Consider the following 22,858-nt stretch of genomic DNA (forward strand, 5'->3'; position numbering starts at 1 on the left):
CAGCGAGGAACCCGTTCACGGCGCAAGCCGTGAGCGGGGCCCTGGAACCCTCACACCCCGGCCAGGTGCAACACCAGCTTGACGATGCCGAACAACGTCAACGCGAACACCACCGTGAACAGGATGCCCAGGATGACAAAGTGGCTGGGCTTGCCGTGGGTAAAGTCGCGGGCGCGGTTCTTGCCGCTTTGTACGCCGAAGGCGGCGGCAACCACGCTGTGCAGCATTTGCCAGAAGGTGGGGGGCTTGGGGGCTGGATCGCTCATGATTGCCTCGCGCGGGGGAACCTCTACGCAGCATAGTCAATCTGCGCAGGGGCGCGGGGTATCTACGTGGCTTTAACTATGTGTCGCGGCTCGTGGCCACCGTGATGATGTACTGCCGCTTTTAGGCAACAGCATCAGGTAGCGACCTATGGACAGCACGCAATCACCCCTCGGAAAAGGCCTGCACAACGCTTTCATCAGAAATAAACTGCCCGGCTGGGTCCAACACCTTACCCAGGCTGATTTCAACGAGTTGAGCCGGGCCAGAGTACCCGGCGCGGTTGCCGAGCGAACGGGCCCCGCGTGGTTCGAGGCCGCCGACGAGGCGCAGCGCCAGGTTATCCGCCAGGCGCAGCAGCGCAGTCGAGCGTCCAATCAACGTTTGGCGGCAACCCTCAAAGGCTTGATGGGCGTCACGGCGCTCGCCAAACCGCTGCTTGAGCAAGCCTTGCAGGATAAATTCGGCTTGAACGTGGATGTGTCGCGCGCGTTCTTCTATCACGACTTCGAACCGCTGCCTCAGTTGGGGTTGTTCAAACAAAAGAGTCTGCTCGAATACGCATTGCGCAACTTCGAGCGCGACCAGACATTCCCCGTCGAGACCGTGCTTGCCGAGCAGGGCCCCCCTGTGAGCAACGACTTAGAGCCAAACGGGCTGTACGCCTGGAGTGACCCGGCCCGAGGTGATTCGGCGCGTAACCGTATCGATAAGCTGGCGATAACGCCCACCGAGTTCGCCACGCTCTGCCGAACGCTGGATATCGGCAAGCAGTACCAGGACCATCTCACGGCCTTTTTCGATGCCCCGGCCACAGCCGCCGCTGTGCGCTCGCAGACGATTCAAGCCTGGAAGGACAGCCTCCTGGCTCATGCCCATGTGGCCTTGCTCCGCTCGGATATTTGCGCAACCGCGCATACGATGCTGTACGCGCTGTTCAAGGGCGAGGGCGTGGCGACGCTCGACGGCGAACCGGTGATTTTCAGCCAGCTGCATGTGCTGGGCTCGACTGTCAGCGAGCTGTTCGTGCTGGGCGCGCGCCGACGCAAAAGCAAGAAAATCGATTTGCGCTGGTCGAACCCCGGCGACAATCTGCTGGAGGTGCTCAGTTACAACGACTCACGCATCGTTGTGTGCATCCCTGGCGACCCGGTGGCGCCGATCAAGGAATACGCGTCGCTCAAGGCATTCGCCACGGACTTGGGGACCCGTCTGCGCGACGAGACCTATCAGCGGTTCTTCCTCAAGTTGATTCCCTACGACGAAGCCGGGAAATTTCTCGGCAGCATCAAGCCTGCGCTGCAAACACTGAAATGGAACGCCGATATCCCTTACGTCGGCAGGAACCTGATCGGCCGGATGCACGGCGCTTACGAGTGGGTCTACCGCGAAGTACCCGAGCTGAATCTCAGTGAGTCCTTCTTTGAAGGCCCTCTGTTCAGCGCACTCTACACACGGCACCAACAGCGCCTGAAAGAGACCAGTCAGCAACTGGCGGTACCGACGTCCAGGGTCGACCACGATGCCTGGACTAAAAGGCTGTACGGATACCTCGAATGGGGCCTCGATATCTTGAACGTGGCGGCCTTTTTCGTGCCGGGGCTGGGAGAGGTGATGCTCGCCGTGACGGCCGTGCAACTGACGCAGGACATCTATCACGGCGTCGAGCGCTGGAGCGTGGGCGATGCCGATAAAGCTTGGGATTACCTGAGTTCGGTGGCGTCCAACCTGGCGTTCATGACCGTGGTCGGGGCGGCGGTCAGCAAGGCGCCACGCATCAAGCCCGGCGCTCTGGTCGACGGCCTGGTGCAGGTCCGTTTGCCGTTTGGTGATGAACAGCTATGGCGCCCCGGACTTGAACCTTACCAAAGCCCCACACGCCTGCCCGCCGGGCTCAAGCCGAATGCGTTGGGGCAGTATGAGGTGGGCGGCAAGACCTATCTTCGGCTGGATGGCCAAGTCTACGAGAGTACCTTTGACCCCGACATTCAGCAGTGGCGGCTCCGGCATCCGACCAACCCCAAGGCCTACCAGCCGATTCTTGAACACAACGGCCAGGGCGCCTGGCGTCATCGCTTCGAGCGGCCTTTGGAGTGGAACCGCGACACGCTGTTACGGCGGTTGGGCCACGCCACCGATGGCCTGGACCCGGCGACGCTGAGGAAGATTGCACACATCAGCGGCACCGACGATGCCGCGCTGCGCAAGATGTACATGGATAACCTGCCCATGCCCTCGGCGTTGTCCGACACGCTGCGCCAGTTTCAAGTCGATCGATTGCTCAACGAAATGATCGAGCAGACCCGCCTGGGTCTGCCGGTGCCGGACAATCGCTACAACTACGCATTGCCGCAAGTGGTCAATATGCCGCGCTGGCCGCGCGGCAGGGTGGTCGAAGTCTTCGATAATGGCGATCCTGCCGGGCCATCGTTCCGATATGGCCGGGCATCGCACCCGCCCAAGCCGGTGATCAGTATCTCCCGTGCACAGGTGTCGGCCGCGAAATTACCGAACCGTATTCTGGAGGCATTGGACGAAGACGAGATCGTCAGCCTGCTCGGACCCGAGGGCGCGCGGGTTGAATCTGAGCGAGAACAGGTGCTGTGCGCGCAACTGGCCCAACACCTGAGAGCCAACAAGACCACGGTGTTCGACAACCTACTCAAGGGCAGCGAGGCCATGACGCCACGCACGCCGCAAACCGAGGCGCTGCGGCGCACGTTTCCCGGCCTGTCGACGGACGCCGCACGCGAAGTGCGGGCCGCTGCCAGTGTCGACGAGCAATTGTACATTCGTCGCACCGGCCGGCTGCCTGGCAGCCTGATGCTCAAAGCCCGCGCACGTGCGCGGTTGGCGCGCTTGAACACGGCGATGGCCGGGCTGCATCTGGACAGCATGGCCACGCCCGACAGCCAACGCCTGGCGTTGCATACCCTGGAAAAACTGCCTGGGTGGTCGGCCACGGTGCGCCTGGAAGTGCGTCAGGGCCATATCGCCGGCAAAGTGCTGGACAGCGTCGGCAGCCCCACGGCCAAGCAGATCAAGTACCTGGTCAAGGGGCATGCGCAACACCCCCAGGCGAGCCAGTTTCAGGCATTCGATGTACAGGGCAATACCCTTAACAGTGTGCCGAGCCATGGCGACAATTTTTTCGCCTCGATCATGCACGCATTGCCCGACAGCGCGCGGGTATCCCTTGGGTTACCGCAGGTGGGGCAGGGCGGCCAACTGCAAAAGATCATCACGGACTATGCCATGGCCCACCGTGAACAAATGCTCGAGGTGTTGCTGCCGCACAGCCCACGGTCACGCTTCAAGTCGCCGGTGCGTTTGGACACGGGTCAAGCAGGGTACCCGCTCAGTGGTCGTGGCGCCGGGGCGCAGACCAATCCAGCCCTGGTGTCACGGGTGCGCGATGTGCTTGCGAACATTTCCGACGAGGACGCCGAACGCATGGTTTTACGTCTGCTGGGCGAAGGCAGGACAGAATCACAGGTGGGTCATGCGCTGAGCCTCTATGCGCGGGAACAGGATGCGCTGACGACGCAACTCGATGCTTGGGTCGGCGCCGATTCGAACGACGACGGGCGCCATGGGACCGCCGGCCGCATCAGGGATGCCTGGCGATCACGGGTCATTCTCGGTGATCAGGTCCCCGTCTACCTGGATCTGCGCGCCAGTCCTGATCTGCCCGAACTGAGCGTCGATTTAGCCAATGTCGGGGTTTTGCGCCTGAGCTATGAAACGTTGCTTGGACCCTCGGTGGACGCGTCGATGCGACCGTTTTCCGGCGTCCGATCATTGGAGGTCGACATGACCGACTTTTTTGGCGCACGCACGTGGAGTGCCCCCATCAGGGCTCAGATAGTGTCGGCATTCGGGCAGATGCCAGCGTTCAAGGCGTTGATTATCAATGGTGGGGGGGAAGGGTTTACGCAAGTGGCTCAGGCGGTGGTGAATAACCAGCCGGGGCTTGAACAATTGACCCTGAGGGGCATAACGCGGGAGGTGGACGTCAGCCATTTGAATCAGCTGCGGTCGCTGGTGGTGGCGGGGTCTGCCGACGCTTGGCCAAAAGGTGTTTTGCAGTTGCCACACCTCGAACGACTGGATCTGCGCGATTTGTCGATCACTGCGCTGCCGACCGAGCTTTTTTCCGGCCATGAGCGTGTATGGCGCGGGCTGAGCGTCAATTGGTCGAACCTGGGCCGTGAGTCGTTCGAGGTGGCCTATCGGTATGTGCGAGAGAATCCGGCGCACGTGCTGGATGCACATACGGTGCTGACGCAGTATGCGCGTGGCCGCTTGAAGCAACTGGTGCCGGATCTACCGCGGTTTGCCGAGGTCGCCTTGAACGGGTTGCAGCGACAGGGGCTGTCCGATGAGGCCCTGTTGGGAAGGATCAACGCGTTGGACCAGGAACACACGAGCCTGGTCAACAATCTGCACGCCTGGCAGACGCGGCCGGCTATCGCCAATGAGTTGAACAGCGCTCAGAACCGTCGTCATGTCGCTGCACAGATCCTTGAGTGCTGGCAAGAAGGGATCCAGGCGAGATTAGGCGCACATGAACCGGTGGCCGGGCCTTCATGGCGTGTCCAGCGCTTGAGCGACACACTGGATCTGCCGGGATGGCGCCTGGGGGACCTGCCCACGCTCACGGGCGCGGACTTCAGCCACGTGCGTCGCTTGTGTCTGCCAGGCGCAAGCGCCTCGTTGGAGCAGTTGGACAGCTTTGTGGGTCACTTTGCCGAGTTGCGCAGGCTCGAGCTGAGCGGTAATCAATTGGCGGAGCTGCCGCCGGTACTGGAGCGCCTGCCGCGGTTGACGTACCTGGACGTGTCTTACAACGATCTCACCATGACCACGGCGATCCAGAACCGACTGAACCGGTTGCCGTCCCTGGAAACGCTCAACTTGCGCTTCAATCGCGTGCAGAGACTGGATGTGCGTGCGTTGACGGCCCTCACTCACCTCGACCTGGCCCATACCGCCCTTCGCACATGGCCGACCGGCGCATTGCAGTTGCCATCGTTGCGCAGGCTCGATCTGAGCCACAGCGCGATTACCAGCGTTCCGGAGGCGCTCTTTGCCGGCCACGAGCCGTTGCTGGACGGGGTGCAACTGCAGGGTTGCAGGCTCGATGCACCGACGCTGGCCAGGATACAGCGCTACGCCGCCGACAACGTTGTCGCCAGACCCCTGGGTATCGCCCGGCCCGCCTTGCTTGCGGGCAGGACCGGCGGCGATCCCGAGTTCTATCCTGTGCAAGTCTCGGAACAACCGGACCTGCTCCTGCCCCTTCCTAAAAGCCCAGGCGACACCAGTACTCGTTTGACGGCGGCTGAACGCCTGCAACAACTGTCTCCCAAACTGAGCACTGCGCAAGCCGTAGAACGTATCGACGCCTTGAGCGCCGAATTCGGCGCGATACAGCTTGAAGCCCGTTTGAAAGAATGGGAGCGCCAGCATGTGCAGATGATCACGCGCCTCAATGCCTGGATCGACACACCGGGCTATCGCGTGCGCAATATCTGGGTCAACGCGGTCGACCGCAGGCGGGCTGCCCAAGCCCTGATGGATAGCTGGCGCCTCACCCTGTCAACGCCGTCCGAATTGGCGGCCGATTCGCGATTGAACCTGGCCTCGCTGAGCCTGGGCGACCTGCCCGAATTGCCGGTCAGCTTCAACCATGTCGCGACGCTTGACCTTGGCAACGTGCATCTGACGGCTCAAGGTTCGAATGATTTTTTGCGCAGCTTTACTCATGTGCGCCACCTGAATCTCAGCGATAACCGTCTGGGCGCTTTACCTGAGGCCGTTCAAACGTTGGCACAGCTCACGCGTCTTGAAGCGCGCAGAAACGATTTGCAGGACGCCAGGGCCCTGGAGCAGCAATTGCTCGGTCTGACAAACCTGGAGTGGCTGGACCTGGGTGACAACGCCCTGGTTGAATTTGACATGACCCAAATGGGTCGCCTGCATACCCTGGACCTCCATGGCAATGTCATGGCCGACTGGCCCCACGGCGCGATGAGTGCACCTGCACTCAGAACCCTGAACCTGAGCAACAACCAGATCGGCGAGATCCCCGTCGAGATTCTGAGACCGACGCATGCCGCATTGGCGTCGGGTACCGATATTTCCGACAACCTTCTCTTCGAAGAGGATGCCATGCGTCTGCGTGACCATCTGCAGGAAACCGGCCAGGGGCTGGGCATGACGCTGGATGAAATCGACCGCATCGTGGAGGGATATGCTCAAGCATCCGACTCGGGCAGTGAGTCGGATGCCGGCCATCCTGATTTGGAACCCGATGATGTTCAAAAAGACCGCTGGTTCGCCCAGGTACCCAGCGACTCGGAAAAACACCAGGTATGGGACACCCTCAAGGCGGACAAGAGCGGCGCCGATTTTTTCTTTATCCTTTCCAATCTGCGCCATACCAAGGACTTCAGCCAGGACCCGGTTGATCTCACGCAGCGGGTCTGGCGTGTGCTCGACGCAGCCCACAGCGATGATGCGCTGCGTGATGAGCTGTTTGAACGCTCCCGTGCGATGCGAAACAACGCCACCTGTGGTGACGGCAGAATCCTGTTGTTCAGTGACCTTGAGATCAAGGCGTATGAGTTCACGGCATTGAAAGCCATCGACCCCGCGCACAAGGGCCGTGAGCTGCTGAAACTCTCCAGGGGACTGTTCAATCTGGACCAGGTCGAGGCCTTGGCGCGCCAGGCCATCGCCGAAAAACCGCGCATCGACCCGGCCGAGATCCGGCTGGCCTACCGCATCGGTCTGGCCCGGCGCCTGGACTTGCCCGGCCAGCCCAAGAGCATGCTGTACCAGAACCTGGCGCAGATCTCGCCGAGTGATCTTGAGCGCGCCTATACCACCGTTGTCCAGGCGCAAGGAACGTCGGCGTTTATTGAGCAACTGGTGACGCGCCCTTACTGGATGACGTACCTGGAGGAACACTACGCGGATGACTTCTCCAATTTGCAAGCGCGGCTGACGGAGCAATCCGAGGCGCTGGAGCTTCGCTATCCGGATTTTGGCGAGGCGTATTTTGATGAAATACAAACCTTGGGCAATCAAGGCAAAGCCGAGCGCCAGCAGTTGGCGCGCGACCTGTCGCGACGGGAGATGACCGAGCTGGACCAACCTCTGTCATGACCGAACGCCGCGTTGGACGCTGGTGCGACAAGCACTATGCACCACCGGCCAAGCGGCGCCCCATGATGTTCTGTCACTCCCATTCACAGGAGTGACCTTATGCCCAACCCACGTTATCGCACCCTGGATAGCGCACGCGCCAAACCCGCTGCGACCACCAGTATCCACGGTGATTTTCTTGAACAGGCCGTGCCCCAGTGGCTGGTCGATGCCACGCCCCAACGCAAGACTGCCCTCAAGGAGGCCGCCGCAGTGACGCCGCCCTGGTACCGGAAGGCCTCGCCCGTCCAACGCGAGCGTGTTGACGCCAGTGTCAAAACGGCTGCCGCCGCTCAGGTCCGACTGGACAGCGTGATGTCGACCTTCCAAGACGTCGAAACTTTTGCCGAACCGCTGCTACGCAAGGCACTGCAGGATCAGTTTCAGGTTGACGTGGATCTCAACCTGACCTTGTTATGCCTGCGCCGCCCGTTGCAGGTCAGTGTGGTCAACCTTGAGATAGGCTCATTCGAGTTTCTGAATTTCTCGTTGCTGCAGGCGGCCCTGCATAACTTTGAGGCCTGGGAGTGCAGGGCAGGGGCCTACCATGCCAGCTCCGGCTTTATGGTGGAGACCGCCACGCCCGGCACGTTTGAGCCGGTGCCTGTCAACCTGAAGGTGAACGAGTTTTTGACGCTGTGTCGCAGCCTTGATGTCGGGGCGAAGTACCAGGCCTACTTGACGGCGTTCTTCGCGGCCGACGCCACCTTGCGTCCAGCGTTTATCGCCAGCCAGAAGGCCGCGATGCGGGCGGCGGCCGAGCAGGCACTCTTGACCGGCGACATCGAACCGCAGGATCACACGATGATCCTGTCGGTGATCGAGGGCAATGCCAATCCACGGATCGGCAACAAGCAGGTCTGGTTCAACGATATGGGCCTGATGAAGCAGCGACTGACCGGTTGCGTGGTGTTCGTCATTGGCGAAAAGCATCGTTACAGCGACGAACTGATCCTCTATGTGCCGCATGATCCGGCGCATCCGCTCAAGCGTTACACCGTCGAGCAGATGCGCCGCGAATTTCGACACCTGTTCACCGACCGTGAGGGCGTGCCGTCCGATGACCCCACCCCGACGGCTTACCAGCGATTTTTCAGCCAGTTCGTGGCGTATGAACAGCGTCCGTATTATTTCAGCCAGTTCACGCAAGAGGCCGGCAAGTCGCCAGGTGGCCTCTTCAACTCACCCTGGCGAACCGTCGTCGAGATTGTGGGGACGGTGTATCCGCTCCTGCGTATCAAGGCGCTGCCACCTGAACGTCCGGCAACCCGCTCGCCGGAGCCGGCCCCCTATATTGCGCCTTCTTACCTGACTCAAAAGGGCCAAGGCCCCTGGGACGACAACCTTGACCTGTGGGCCTACCTCTACGCGCAGAGCCGCGACAAGGTGCTGGCCGATGCCCGCAGCCATGCGATACCCAGCGCCGATGTCGACGTCAAGGCCCGCGAAGCCAAGTTGGCGCACCTGCTGGAATTCGGTTTGCTGGGGTTGAACCTGGTGTCAATGTTCGTGCCGGTGTTGGGCGAAATCATGATGACGGTGATGGCGGGGCAGCTGTTGTATGAAACCTTCGAGGGTGCCATCGAGTGGAGCGAGGGTGACAAGCGCGCGGCCAAGGCGCATTTGGTCGACGTGGCGGAAAATCTTGCGCAGATCGCCGTAATGGCGGGTGTGGGCGCCAGTGTGCGCAGATTCAAGGCGGCCCGTGCTGAGCCGCTGATCGAATCGCTGGACCCCGTCACGTTGCCGAACGGCCAGAGCCGCTTGTGGAAACCCGACCTGAGCCCCTATGAGAGTGCCGCTTCACTGGATAACAGCCCCGGCCCGAATGCGCTTGGACAGCACAAGGTCAATGGCGGCACCTATGTGCGTGTGGGCGGCAAGGTCTACGAGCAGGTCTACGACGATAAGATCAAACGTTGGCGCATCCAGCATCCGAGCGATGCGACGGCCTATCAGCCGATCCTTCACAGCAACGGTCAGGGCGCCTGGCGACACACGTTGGAACGTCCGCTGGCCTGGGACCGCCTGACCCTGCTGCGGCGCATCGGCCACGCCGCCGAGGCATTTTCGGATGCGGATTTGCTCAAGGTGGCGGATGTCAGCGGGGTGAGCGATAACGCCTTGCGCAAGATGCATATGGATCACGCCGCGCCGCCGCCTGCACTGACGGACGCCATGCGCCTGTTTCGCGCCGACGCGAGCGCCGAGAAGCTGATTGAACAACTCAATGGCGCCCGGCCGATTGACCCGCTGTACCTCTATGCACTGCCGCTGGTGACTGAAATGCCACGTTGGCCGGCCGGGTATGTGCTGGAGGTTTCCAACGGCGCCGGGGTGGCCGGCGTGTCGGTGAGATACGGCAGCGAGCGCGTGCCGGCCGGCACGCGCCACCCGCCGACGATCAGCGTCACTCGACATGATGTGTTGGCCGGCAAGTTGCCAGAGCGCATTCTCGCTGCGTTGGACGAGACGCAAATCACCTCTGTGCTGGGGGAACAGCCAGCCCGTGTAATCGACAAGCGCGTCGGGGAGCTGGGCAAACAGTTGGCGGACTACGCCCGCACCCGCAAACCGGCAATATTCGACAGCCTCTACGCGGGCACGGAATCGGTGGATGCACGCGTCACGCGCTTGCAGCGTGCATGCCCCGGGCTCAGCGAGGCCGCAGCCCTGGAAGTGCTGGCCAATGCCCGTCCCGATCACCTCAAACAGCTGCAAACCTCGCGCCACGTGCCCTTAAGCCTGCTCGAAGAGGCACGCTGGTACGCGCGACAAGGGCGCCAGACCCGTGCTTATGCGGGGCTGCGCAGTCAGAGCATGGCGTCGGCGGACAGTCGACGCCTGGCGTTGCACAGCCTTGAAAGCCTGCCGGGATGGCCGGACACGCTGCGTCTGGAAGTGCGTGCAGGCAGTATTGACGGCACGTTACTCGACAGCGTCGGCAGCCAGGCTGCGCCAGAAAAGAAGTTCCTGGTCAAACACGGCCCGAGTTTTCAGGCGTTCAATGAGCGCGGCGAGGCGCTCAACAGTGTGCCCAGGGCCGGGGACAATTTTTACGCCTCGATCATGCACGCATTGCCGGATAGCGCTCGCGCCAGTCTGGGCGTGCCTGAAGTCAGCCAGAACGTGCAGCTGCAAAATAAAATCATCGAGTTCGCCGATCGCAACCGCGCTCAGGCGATACGTGCGCTGGAGCCGCAAGGCAAGTGGTTCAAACCGCCGGTAAGGATCAATGAGACGAGGTTAGGGTATTACGCCAGTGGTCGCGGCCAGGGATCGAGTGCGAGCCTGGTGACACGGGTACGCGCTGTGTACCCCTTCATGGATGATGCGCGCGCCGGCGCAATGATCCGCGTGTTACGAGAGAGGGGGCATACGGACGCAGGCATCTTCACGCTGCTGGAAAATCGCGCACGTACCCAGGCAGCGATGGGGGCTGAACTGGACGTGTGGGTCGGTGTTCCACGAGAGGGCGTTGCCTACGACGCCGAGTATTTGCACCGACGCCAAGTCGCTGAGGCGCTCAAGGCGGCCTGGACGCGTTCACGTGTGGCCGAGGAAAGGAAGCAGCCTGGAGACGCGCGACTGAGCATCATCATCAACGACACGTTGCCGCCGCTGACGGTTGATTTTTCGGCTATTCGCGAACTGACGGTAGGCGGGCGCGCCATGAACGATGGGAATGCGGACAGCTTCCTGGCGCGCTTTCCCAATCTCGAACAGTTGTCGATCGGCGAAAGTGGCGCTTTCTACGATCCCAAGCCGTCGCTGACGACCGTACCGCACGCGGTGCAGACAATGACCAGCCTGCGAAGCTTGCGTATCAAGGTCAATGCGGGGTCCGTCTCGGCGCATTTTTCATCCGCGCTCAGTGCATTGACGAGGCTTGAGGAACTTCATATCGAATGTGCCGGCGTGTCCCTGGACGTGCTCAACGGGCTCGATTTTTCCGCGCTCACGCAACTGAAAAAGCTCAGGATCGATGCCCCTTATGCCTTGTGGCAGTGGCCGACGTCGGTTGAGAACCTTGCGCTGCTGGAGCGTCTGGATCTGACCAATACGGCCATAAGCACACTCCCGGACACCCTCTATAGCGGACACGAAGCCCTTTGGGCTGGTTTGTCACTGGATTGGGCGAAATTCCCTTATGAGGCATTCAAACCTGCCTATGACTATGTAAGGGCATACAACGGTCCGATGGGGCACCTGGTTGATGTGCACCAAATGGTGAACGGGTTCTGTCGAGGCGAGTTGGAATATTTGATGGGCAACTCGCAAATGGCCACGTCGCTGCAGGAGGCGATGAACGTCAGGCTGGAGACGCCCGAAGAAAGGTTTGCGGCAGTCGAACAGTTGAGCCAGGAGCGCCGCCGAATTTTTGATCCGTTCTACGAGCCGCGCCCCGTCGCTGGCCGCGTCAGGCTGCGTTTGAGTCAGTGGAAAAGCGGTGAAAATGCGCGACTTATCGATCTCCTTGAAACCAGCTGGCGCGGGGCCGTGGCTCAGCGTGATGGTTTGTCGGCGAATGTCTCGACCTTTGAATGGTCGTTGTCACCCGCGGAGCAATCGTTCGAGCTGCCGCAACTGCCGGCCGGCAGCTTCGCTCATGTGCAGACGTTGCGTCTGAATGGGCTGCGCGCCTCGGTCGAGCAGGCACGCGGTTTTATCAAGGCGTTCAGTGCCGTGCAGCGCCTTGAACTCAACGCCAGCGACTTGACCAAGCTGCCCATTGGCGCCGGCGAACTTCCTCGGTTGACCCGGCTTGAACTGGCCAACAACAGGCTGGCCTTCTCACCGCAACTGCAGGCGCAGTTCGATGGTTTGAGCCATCTCCAATACCTGGATTTACACAACAACCCGCTGAGCCGCCTGGATGTCAGTGCCCTGCAGCACCTCAAGGCGCTTGACCTGAGGAGCACGCAATTAAAGGCCTGGCCCGCGGGCGCGGAGAATCTGACGCAATTGGCCTGGCTCGACGTGCGTGACAACCAATTGTCGGCGTTGCCCCCGGATGTATTGAGCAGCGACGAGCTGCTGCTGAAGGTCAATCTGGTGGGTAATCCCTGGATCGCGCAAAACAACATAGACCGGATACTGGCGCAGCAGCGCATCGAGGTGGCCATAGGCCTGCCTGAAGGGGCGTTGGAGCGGTTTGCCGTTCAGTCCGTATCATCTGATTTCCCGCCTGAGGAGACTGCATGGTCGATTGCTCGTTATTTGTTGCCATTGCCCGAGGTCGTGGAAGGCGCGGCTGGCGTTGACGGCGAAACCCTGGCTCGCCAATTGAATGGCTGGATTTTCACCCGTCAGTCCCCGCGACAGGGTGTGACCGTGTCGGCCGAAAGTCGTGGTTTAGCTGCGCAACGTATCCATGCGAACTGGCGGGGGGCGCCAGGCAGCGTCAATCCACAATTGAGCCTGCTGGGGCTGCAGACCGGTGACTTGCCGGCGCTGACGGTGTCGTTTGCGCATGTACGCAGCCTGGACCTGACCGGGGTCAGGCTGTCGGTGCAAGGCTCCAATGGCTTCCTGCGCGCCTTCCCGCAACTGACCAGGCTTATGTTGAGTGGCAACGCGTTGTCAGCGCTGCCCGAGGCGGTCGGGCAAATGGAGCGGCTCGAACGCCTGGATTTCGACTACAACAATCTCTATGACCCCGAGCCGCTGTACCGTCAATTGGGCGGCGAACACCTGCGTTGGCTGGACCTGAGTCACAATGGTCTGTATCGGTTCAACACCCGAGTCTTTCCTCGACTGCAGGCTTTGAACCTCAGTCACAACAGGATTGAGGAGTGGCCCGAAGGGGCATTGGAAGCTGGGCATTTGCGTACGCTGAACCTCAGCGGCAACGAGCTCATGAGCTTTCCAGTCGCCTTGCTCGATGGCACCCACGATGACTTGGTCGGCGGCATCGACCTTTCCGACAACCTACTGCTGTCGCTCGACAGTCTTGAACGAATCAGAGATTACAGTGATGCACATGCCGGGGTGCCCGTGATGGGACTGTCGCAACATGACATCCATGTGAGAATTGACCTGCTTGAACGGGGTTCTGAAACCGAATCCGGCGCTGAGTCCGGTACCGACAATGGCGCCATTGTCGAGCCCGCCGAACCGCTCGAGGATCCGGCTGGCGAGGTGGGCGCATCGGCATTGGCGCCCTGGCTGGCGGTCGGCGGTGCCGAGCTGAAAGCGGCGAGGACGGAGGTCTGGAACCAATTGGCTCAAACCGATGACCATGAACGTTTCTTCCACCTGATTGCACAGCTGCGCCTTACCGACGAGTTTCGCCTGTCCCGGTCGGACCTGACGCAGCGGGTCTGGACAGTCATGCAGGCGGCCTCGGAAAATCGCGAGCTGCGCCAGCTGTTGTTCCAGAGCGCCGAAACCCACGGCACCTGCATTGACGGTCGAATTCTCACCTTCAGTGAACTGGAGGTGCGGGTGTACGAGGCCAATGCCTTGCGCGATGTCAGCGCGGGGCAGTTGGAAGACAAAGGCCGTGCGCTGCTGAACCTGTCCCGGCAACTGTTTCGACTGGGCCGTGTGGAACGCCTGGCGGAAGCGGCGGCGCTTCACAGCGACAGGGCTGAGGTGCGTTTGCAATATCGCATCGGCATGACCCGAGGCTGGCCAGATGGGTTGGAGTTGCCGGGACAACCGGAACATATGACTTACGCTCGACCGATCAGTGGTCGGGTGCTGGATGATGCGCGCGCGTCGGTTCTTGCCGCCGAGGCGAGCGATGACTTTTTTGAAGAGCTCATCACTCGCGATTATTGGGTACGCTACCTGCAGGAACGCTATCGGCAGGCGTTCACCGCGCTTGATGAGCGCGCCCACGCCAGGCAGGAGGCGGTGGAGGATGAGCACCCTGATCGACAAGACAACAGCGAAGGTCTGGAGCGCTATCGGCAGGCACTGAACCTGCTGGAAATCGAATTGGGCAGCGAACGGGCCGGCAAGCTGCTTGAACTGTCGCGGGATGCAGTGACGGCGCTGTCGACGCGCACCGGCGTCGAACCACAGCCGGGACCGTCCTGGCGTCAATAAAGTAAACCGGTGGCGAGCGGCAACCCCGCTCGCCACACAGGCCCCTTTATCTCAATTGTCGTAACCCAGGTTCGGCGCCAGCCAGCGCTCGGTCACCGCCAGGTCCTGGCCTTTGCGCGCGGTGTAGCTCGTCACCTGGTCCTTGTCGACCTTGCCCACCGCAAAGTACTGCGCCTGCGGGTGCGCAAAGTACCAGCCGCTGACCGCCGCCGCCGGGAACATCGCGTAGTGCTCGGTGAGGAACACACCGCTGCGACCGGCCTGCATTTCACGGGCTTCGGGGTCGAGCAGTTGGAACAACTGGGCTTTCTCGGTGTGGTCCGGACACGCCGGGTAGCCGGGGGCAGGGCGGATGCCGCTGTACTGCTCCTTGATCAGCGCTTCGTTGTCCAGTTGCTCGTCTTTGGCATAACCCCAGTAGTCTTTACGCACTTGCTGGTGCAGCCATTCGGCGCAGGCTTCGGCCAGGCGGTCGGCCAGGGCCTTGACCATGATCGAGTTGTAGTCGTCGCCCGCATCCTGGTAGGCCTTGGCGACTTCTTCGGCACCGATGCCGGCGGTGGTGATGAACCCCCCGATGTAGTCGGTGACGCCGCTGTCCTTGGGCGCGACGAAATCGGCCAGGGAGAAGTTCGGTTTGCCGTCGGTCTTGATGATCTGCTGGCGCAGGTGGTGCAGCCTGGCAATCGGCTGGCCGTCGGCACCGTAGACTTCCAGGTCATCGTCCTGCACCTGGTTGGTCGGCCAGAAACCGAACACCGCGCGGGCGCTGATCAGCTTTTCGTCGATCAGCTTGCGCAGCATTTCCCGAGCATCGGCGTACAGCGCGGTGGCGGCTTCACCGACCACTTCATCGGTGAGGATGCGCGGGAATTTGCCGGCCAGGTCCCAGGAGATAAAGAACGGCGTCCAGTCGATGTATTCGGCCAGGACGTTAAGGTCGATATTGTCCAGCACCTTGGCGCCGGTAAAGGTCGGCACCAACGGGGTGTAGCTGCTCCAGTCGAACTGCGGCTTCTTGGCGATGGCCGCCGGGTAGCTCAGGCGTTCGGTGCGGGCGCTGCGGTTGGAGGTGCGCTCGCGCACGTCGATGTATTCCAGGCGGGTTTTCTCGACGAAACCGGCCTTCAACTCCTTGGACAGCAACTGCGTGGCTACACCCACCGCCCGCGAGGCGTCGGTGACGTAGATCACCGCATCGTTGCTGTACTTGGGCTCGATCTTCACCGCCGTGTGCGCCTTGGAGGTGGTCGCGCCGCCGATCATCAACGGCAGGTGGAAGTCCTGGCGCTGCATCTCGCGCGCCACATGCACCATCTCGTCCAGGGACGGGGTGATCAGGCCAGACAGGCCGATGATGTCGCACTTCTGCTCTCTGGCCACCTGCAGGATTTTTTCCGCCGGCACCATCACGCCCAGATCGACGATGTCATAGCCGTTGCAACCGAGCACTACGCCGACGATGTTCTTGCCGATGTCGTGTACGTCGCCCTTCACCGTGGCCATCAGGATCTTGCCCTTGGCTTCCGGTTTGTCGCCTTTTTCCAGCTCGATGAACGGGATCAGGTGGGCCACGGCCTGTTTCATCACGCGGGCGGATTTGACCACCTGGGGCAGGAACATTTTGCCGGCGCCGAACAGGTCGCCGACGATGTTCATGCCGGACATCAACGGACCTTCGATCACTTCGATCGGGCGCGCGAACGATAGCCGGGATTCTTCAGTGTCTTCGACGATGTGTGTGGTGATGCCCTTGACCAGCGCGTGTTCCAGGCGCTTGTTCACCGGCCAGCCACGCCATTCTTCGGTCTCGGCTTCCTTGACGCTGCCGTCGCCTTTGTACTTGTCGGCGATGGCGAGCAGGGCGTCGGTGCCGTCCGGGGTGCGGTTGAGCACCACGTCTTCCACCGCATCACGCAGCTCGGCCGGGATCTGGTCGTAGATCTCCAGCTGGCCGGCGTTGACGATACCCATGGTCAGGCCGTTGCGGATCGCATACAGCAGGAACACCGAGTGGATCGCCTCGCGCACCGGGTTGTTGCCGCGGAACGAGAACGACACGTTGGACACGCCGCCCGAGGTCAGCGCGTAGGGCAGTTCGTCACGGATATAGGCGCAGGCGTTGATGAAGTCGACAGCATAGTTGTTGTGCTCTTCGATGCCGGTGGCGACCGCAAAGATGTTCGGGTCGAAGATGATGTCTTCCGGCGGGAAGCCGACTTCGTTCACCAGGATGTCGTAGGAGCGTTTGCAGATCTCTTTCTTGCGCGCTTCGGTGTCGGCCTGGCCGGCTTCGTCGAAAGCCATCACCACCACGGCGGCGCCATAGCGCTTGCACAGCCTGGCGTGATGAATGAACTGCTCGACGCCTTCCTTCATGCTGATGGAGTTGACGATGCCCTTGCCCTGGATGCACTTGAGGCCGGCTTCGATCACTTCCCACTTGGAGGAGTCGATCATGATTGGCACGCGGGAGATGTCCGGCTCGCCGGCGATCAGATTGAGGAAGGTCACCATGGCCTTCTTCGAATCGAGCATGCCCTCGTCCATGTTGATGTCGATCACCTGGGCGCCGGCTTCGACCTGTTGCAGGGCGACTTCCAGGGCTTCGGTGTAGTTGTCTTCGCGGATCAGGCGGGCGAACCTGGCGGAGCCGGTGATGTTGGTGCGTTCGCCGACGTTGACGAACAGCGAGCTGCGATCAATGGTGAACGGCTCCAGGCCCGACAGGCGGCAGGCCTTGGGAATGTCCGGGATCGGGCGTGGCGCATAACCGGCCACGGCCTTGGCGATGGCTTCGATGTGGCCGGGCGTGGTGCCGCAGCAGCCGCCGACAATGTTGAGGAAGCCGCTTTGGGCGAATTCTTCGATGACCTTGGCGGTTTCTGACGGTAGTTCGTCGTACTCGCCGAATTCGTTGGGCAGGCCGGCGTTGGGGTGCGCCGAGACGTGGGTGTTGGCCTTGTTGGACAGCTCTTCCAGGTAGGGGCGCAGCTCGCTGGCGCCCAGGGCGCAGTTCAAACCGACCGAGATCGGCTTGGCGTGAGCCACGGAGTTCCAGAACGCTTCGGTGGTCTGGCCCGACAGCGTGCGGCCGGAGGCATCGGTGATGGTGCCGGAGATCATGATCGGCAATTCGATACCGAGCGCTTCGAATACACCTTGCACGGCGAAGATCGCGGCCTTGGCGTTCAGGGTGTCGAAGATGGTTTCGATCAGGATCAGGTCGGCGCCGCCTTCGATCAGGCCCTGGGTGGCCTCGGTGTAGTTCTCCACCAGCTCGTCGAAGGTCACATTGCGGTAGCCGGGGTTGTTCACGTCGGGCGACAGCGAGCAGGTACGGCTGGTCGGGCCCAGTACGCCAGCGACAAAACGTGGCTTGGCCGGGTTTTCGGCAGTCTTGGCATCGGCAATCTTGCGCGCCAGGCGTGCGCCTTCGACGTTCAATTCGTAAGCCAGTTCTTCCATGCCGTAGTCGGCCATGGAAATGCGCGTGGCGTTGAAAGTGTTGGTTTCGAGGATGTCGGCGCCGGCATCCAGGTACGCCTTCTCGATCCCGCCGATCACGTCCGGGCGGGTGAGCACCAGCAGGTCGTTGTTACCCTTGACGTCGCTCGGCCAGTCGGCGAAGCGTTTGCCACGGTAGTCGTGCTCTTCCAGTTTATAGCTCTGGATCATCGTGCCCATGCCGCCGTCGAGGATCAGGATACGGTCCTTGAGGGCGTGGTGAAGGGCGTGCAGACGAGCGCTACGATCGGACATGGGACTACTCTGGTCAGGCATTACGGAGGGCATGGATCATAACAAACCTGCGAGCGGTTGGTGCATGTTGGGGGTTTGCATGAATATCGCTCATGTTGGCAGGCGTCATGGCCCGGTAGAATCGCCGGCAATTTCAGCGCACGCATTGAATCGGGACCGGATACATGTCACTTCGTCTTATCGTCAGCGCCGTCCTGGCATTGATCGCCAGTACCGCCCAGGCGCAAGGTCCCGTTACGGCGATCTCCTACACGCGTGATATCCAACCGATCTTTACCGAGAAGTGCGTGGCCTGCCACGCCTGCTACGACTCCGCCTGCCAGCTCAACCTCGGCAGTGCCGAGGGGGCGACGCGGGGGGCGAGCAAAATGCCGGTGTACGACGGCGAGCGCAGCCAGGCTGCGCCCACCACCCGATTGTTCTTTGACGCGTTCGGTCAGCAGGCCTGGCGGCAGAAGGGCTTTTATTCGGTGCTGGACGCGCAGGGCAGCCAGGCCGCGTTGATGGCGCGCATGCTGGAACTGGGGCATAACGCGCCGCTGCAACCCAATGCCAAGCTCCCCGAAGAGATCGTGTTGGGCCTGAACCGCGAAAACAGCTGCGCCATGCCCGGCGAGTTCAACGCCTACGCAGGCAGCCATCCCAAGGAAGGCATGCCATTGGCGGTCACCGGCCTGACCGACCAGCAATACCAGACCTTGCAGCGTTGGCTGGCCTCCGGCGCGCCGATCGATGAGCAGGGCCTGGCGCCAAGTGCCAGGGAAGCCTTGCAGGTGCAGCAGTGGGAGGGGCTGCTCAATCAACCCGGCGCCCGCGAGAGCCTGGTGGCGCGCTGGTTGTTCGAGCATTTGTTCCTGGCGCATATCTATTTCGAGAACGGCGAGCCTGGGCATTTCTTCCAGTGGGTGCGTTCGCGCACGCCGAGCGGGCAGCCGATCGACCTGATCAACACCCGGCGTCCAAACGACGACCCCGGCACGCGGGTGTATTACCGCCTGTGGCCGGTGCAGGGTGTGATCGTGCATAAAACCCACATCACTTACCCGTTCAGCGCCGCGAAAATGGCGCGCATCAAGGCGCTTTTCTACGAAGGCAACTGGCAGGTCAACGCCTTGCCGGGCTATGGTCCGGGGCGTCGCGCCAACCCCTTCGAAACCTTCGAAGCCATCCCGGCCAAGGCGCGTTACCAGTTCATGCTGGATAACGCCGAATACTTCGTGCGCACCTTTATTCGCGGGCCGGTGTGCCGTGGGCAGATCGCCACGGACGTGATCCGCGATAATTTCTGGACCCTGTTCCAGGACCCTGATCACGATTTGTATATCACCGATGCGCGTTATCGCGGCCAGGCCACGCCGCTGCTGGCGATGCCGGGGCAGAACGATGACGTGGGCAGCGTCCTCGGCCTGTGGCTGGCTTACCGCGATAAGCGCAATCAGTACGAAGCGCTGCGCCGTGACAGTTATGCCGATTTGCCGCCGCCCAGCTGGTCGACCCTGTGGGCCGGTAACGACAATGCGTTGCTGAGCATTTTCCGGCATTTTGACAGCGCTTCGGTGACCAAGGGCCTGATCGGCGAGGTGCCACAGACGATGTGGCTGTTCGACTTCCCGCTGCTGGAGCGCACCTATTATCAGCTGGCGGTGAACTTCGATGTGTTCGGCAACGTGTCGCACCAGGCGCAGACGCGGCTGTACTTCGACCTGATCCGCAATGGCGCCGAGCAGAACTTCCTGCGCCTGATGCCGGCCGACACCCGCGATGACTTCATGGACGACTGGTACCAGAACAGTGGCAAGCTCAAGCTGTGGCTGGACTACGAGGCCATTGATGACGACAAGCCCAGCGGGCTGCACCTGAGCGAAAAGTACCCGAAACGCGATTTTGCCAACCAATTGCTGGCCCGCTACGCTCACCTGAATGCCAGCCCCGACCCAATCAACCGCTGCGGCGGCGCATTTTGCTCGCGCGATGGTATCGACCCGGCGCTGCAGGACGCCGAGCAGGCCCTCAGCCGACTCACGTCGCGTCCGGCCGCGGGACTCAAGGTCATCGATCAATTGCCCGAGGCCACCCTGCTGCGTATCGAAATGGCCGGCGGCCAGCGCGAGGTCTACAGCCTGCTGCGCAACCGCGCCCACAGCAACGTGGCGTTTCTGCTGGGCGAGGCGTATCGCTATCAGCCGGGGCTGGACACGCTGACCGTTTACCCCGGTGTGCTCAGCAGCTACCCGAACTTCATGTTCAATATTCCGGCCAGGGAAGTGCCGCAGTTCGTCGCCCAGATGGAACAGGCCAAGGATGCCGGGCAGTTCGAGAAAATCGTCGACCGTTGGGGCGTGCGTCGCAGTCATCCGTTGTTCTGGCAGTACTTCCACGATTTGTCGCAGTACATCCGTGAAACCACGCCGGTGGAAGAGGGTGTGTTGGACATGAACCGCTACGAGAACCTATAACTACTGTCAGTGATCCAGTCATCCCTCCACGTGGGTGCTGAAGCAGTCGGATATTTGCCTTGCGGGATTGGAAAAGGTACTCCGATGATGTTGATTTCAGTGCAGGCACTGCGCGCCTTCGCGGCATGGATTGTCGTGGGGGTTCACTTCATGCAGTTATTTTTTGACTTTGAGGCACATAACTCGCTGGAGTATCTGCTGGCCGATAAAGGCGGTATCGGGGTAGATATTTTCTTTGTCATCAGTGGTTTTGTGATCTTCATTGCGAGCGCAGACAAGACGTTGACCCCTTGGCGTTTTATGCTCATGCGACTGGCAAGGATCGTTCCGGCGTATTGGTTTTACACCTTGCTTATGGTTCTTCTGGTGGCGGCCGCGCCCTCGATTTTTCCCTATGAGCACCTTGAGTGGCGTTATGTGCTCAGGTCGCTGCTGTTCATCGCGGGCCCGAGCGAACCGGGCGAGGAGGTCTATCCGCTGCTGGGGGTCGGTTGGACCCTGAACTTTGAGATGTTGTTCTATGCGCTGTTTTCCTTCGCTTTGTTAGTTCGCGAATCCTATCGGTTGTGGGTAGTGGCAACGCTGCTGTATCTGGTGTGCTACCTCGGCGCCGCACTGGGCTTGGTCAGCGGTTTTTACAGTAACGGCATTGTCCTGGAGTTTCTGATGGGCATTGTGATCGGCATGATGTATCGCCGGGGGCTGTGCCGGGCCAGGCCTTGGCTGCCGTTGTTGGGTATCGTGGTTGCGTCAATGGCGGTTTATCACGGGGCAGATATACCGCGCGCGTTGGAATGGGGAGTGCCCAGCGCGATATTGGTCATCAGTTGTGTGACATTGGAGCGTTATTTCAAGGGTTTGCGGTTTTTGAAGGTGCTCGGCGACTGTTCCTATTCGGTGTACTTGATCCACGTGCCGGTACTCGCTGTTGGGCAATTTATTGCCGAACGGATGGAAATAGACCCCTATGCGATGCTGCTCGTATGCATGGCAGGGACGGCACTGGGCGCCTTTGCCAGTTACCAGTGGCTGGAAAAGGCGACCTATCGCAGGCTCAAGGGATGGTTCGGGGTTGATGCGCCGGCAGGTCTTTCCCGACAAAAATACTAGGACTTTGTACCTCGGTAATAATTTGGCGTAAACTGCCGGCAAGCCTGTGAGGAGTTTCCATGACTGCCATAACCATTACCGACGCCGCCCACGATTACCTGGCTGACCTGCTGTCCAAGCAGAACACGCCAGGCATCGGTATCCGCGTCTTTATCACCCAGCCCGGCACCCAATATGCCGAGACTTGCATTGCCTACTGCAAGCCCGGCGAAGAAAAACCTGAAGACACCGCGCTGGGGCTGAAAAGCTTCACCGCCTATATCGATGCCTTCAGCGAAGCCTTCCTTGACGATGCCGTGGTCGACTACGCCACCGATCGTATGGGCGGCCAGTTGACCATCAAGGCGCCGAACGCCAAGGTGCCGAATGTCAACGCCGACAGCCCGGTCAACGAGCGCATCAACTACTACCTGCAAACCGAGATCAACCCGGGTCTGGCCAGCCATGGCGGCCAGGTGAGCCTGATCGACGTAGTCGAGGACGGTATCGCCGTGCTCAAGTTCGGCGGCGGCTGCCAGGGCTGCGGCCAGGCGGACGTGACCCTGCGCGAAGGCATCGAGCGCACCCTGCTGGAGCGTATTCCGGAGCTCAAGGGCGTACGTGACGTGACCGACCACACGCAGAAAGAAAACGCCTACTACTGAGTAAGGTGTTCACTGCATATAAAAAACGGTGCCCCGTGAGCGCCGTTTTTTATGCTTTAAATTCAGGGTATTGCGAAGTATCTCTAACAAAGAAGATTAAGTGTGGGAGGGGGCTTGCAGTCGGCTTATGAGTAGGCTGATGCACCGCCATCAGGGCATAGGTATCTACACAACTTCCGGTGAGCGAAAAAAACTAGGGCGAATGGGCTGTTGTGGTGAGCGGGCTTGTCCCGCTCACCACAGGGAGGATTTTGAGCTTTTAAAATTGTGTAGATACCTATGGCCATTGCGGGCAAGCCCCTCCCGCATTTTTTTGTGTTTGTTCAGTTAAATCAGTGTGTTGCTGTTAATTTG

At 60.9% G+C, this 22,858-nt stretch carries 7 protein-coding genes; 5 read left to right on the forward strand and 2 right to left on the reverse strand.

What is annotated here, in order from left to right:
* Window positions 1–50 precede the first annotated feature (50 nt).
* Window positions 51–266, reverse strand: a complete 216-nt coding sequence (locus PSH66_RS13875) for a DUF2970 domain-containing protein (RefSeq protein ID WP_003173587.1) — start codon at window positions 264–266, stop codon at window positions 51–53.
* Between the two features lie 148 nt (window positions 267–414).
* Between PSH66_RS13875 and PSH66_RS13880 the strand changes: the two genes are divergently transcribed.
* Together PSH66_RS13880 and PSH66_RS13885 are read left to right on the forward strand one after the other, a co-directional pair.
* Complete coding sequence (locus tag PSH66_RS13880) at window positions 415–7,437, forward strand: NEL-type E3 ubiquitin ligase domain-containing protein (RefSeq protein WP_305429393.1); 7,023 nt, start codon at window positions 415–417, stop codon at window positions 7,435–7,437.
* Between the two features lie 99 nt (window positions 7,438–7,536).
* Complete coding sequence (locus tag PSH66_RS13885; RefSeq protein ID WP_305429394.1) at window positions 7,537–14,532, forward strand: NEL-type E3 ubiquitin ligase domain-containing protein; 6,996 nt, start codon at window positions 7,537–7,539, stop codon at window positions 14,530–14,532.
* Between the two features lie 51 nt (window positions 14,533–14,583).
* On the opposite strand, the gene metH is transcribed toward PSH66_RS13885, so the two are convergent.
* Entirely contained in the window at window positions 14,584–18,294 is a 3,711-nt protein-coding gene (gene metH / locus PSH66_RS13890) for a methionine synthase (RefSeq protein WP_305429396.1), read from the reverse strand.
* Window positions 18,295–18,458: 164 nt separating this feature from the next.
* Here metH and PSH66_RS13895 point away from each other — a divergent pair, with 164 nt between their 5' ends.
* The 3 genes from PSH66_RS13895 to nfuA all read left to right on the forward strand — a co-directional run bounded on the left by PSH66_RS13895 (window position 18,459) and on the right by nfuA (window position 22,504).
* Window positions 18,459–20,750 carry a fatty acid cis/trans isomerase gene (locus PSH66_RS13895; RefSeq protein WP_305429397.1) on the forward strand — a complete coding sequence of 764 codons (2,292 nt, stop codon included), beginning with the start codon at window positions 18,459–18,461 and terminating at the stop codon, window positions 20,748–20,750.
* 87 nt (window positions 20,751–20,837) lie between these two features.
* The gene (locus tag PSH66_RS13900; protein ID WP_305429609.1) at window positions 20,838–21,860 is read left to right on the forward strand and encodes an acyltransferase; all 1,023 of its coding nucleotides are present in this window, start codon (window positions 20,838–20,840) and stop codon (window positions 21,858–21,860) included.
* A gap of 59 nt (window positions 21,861–21,919) precedes the next feature.
* Window positions 21,920–22,504: a Fe-S biogenesis protein NfuA gene (gene nfuA / locus PSH66_RS13905; RefSeq protein WP_003173594.1), complete on the forward strand. Its 585-nt coding sequence runs from the start codon at window positions 21,920–21,922 to the stop codon at window positions 22,502–22,504.
* The last annotated feature ends 354 nt before the right edge of the window (window positions 22,505–22,858 follow it).

Source organism: Pseudomonas sp. FP597, from assembly GCF_030687435.1.
GTDB classification, from domain to species: Bacteria; Pseudomonadota; Gammaproteobacteria; order Pseudomonadales; family Pseudomonadaceae; genus Aquipseudomonas; species Aquipseudomonas lactucae.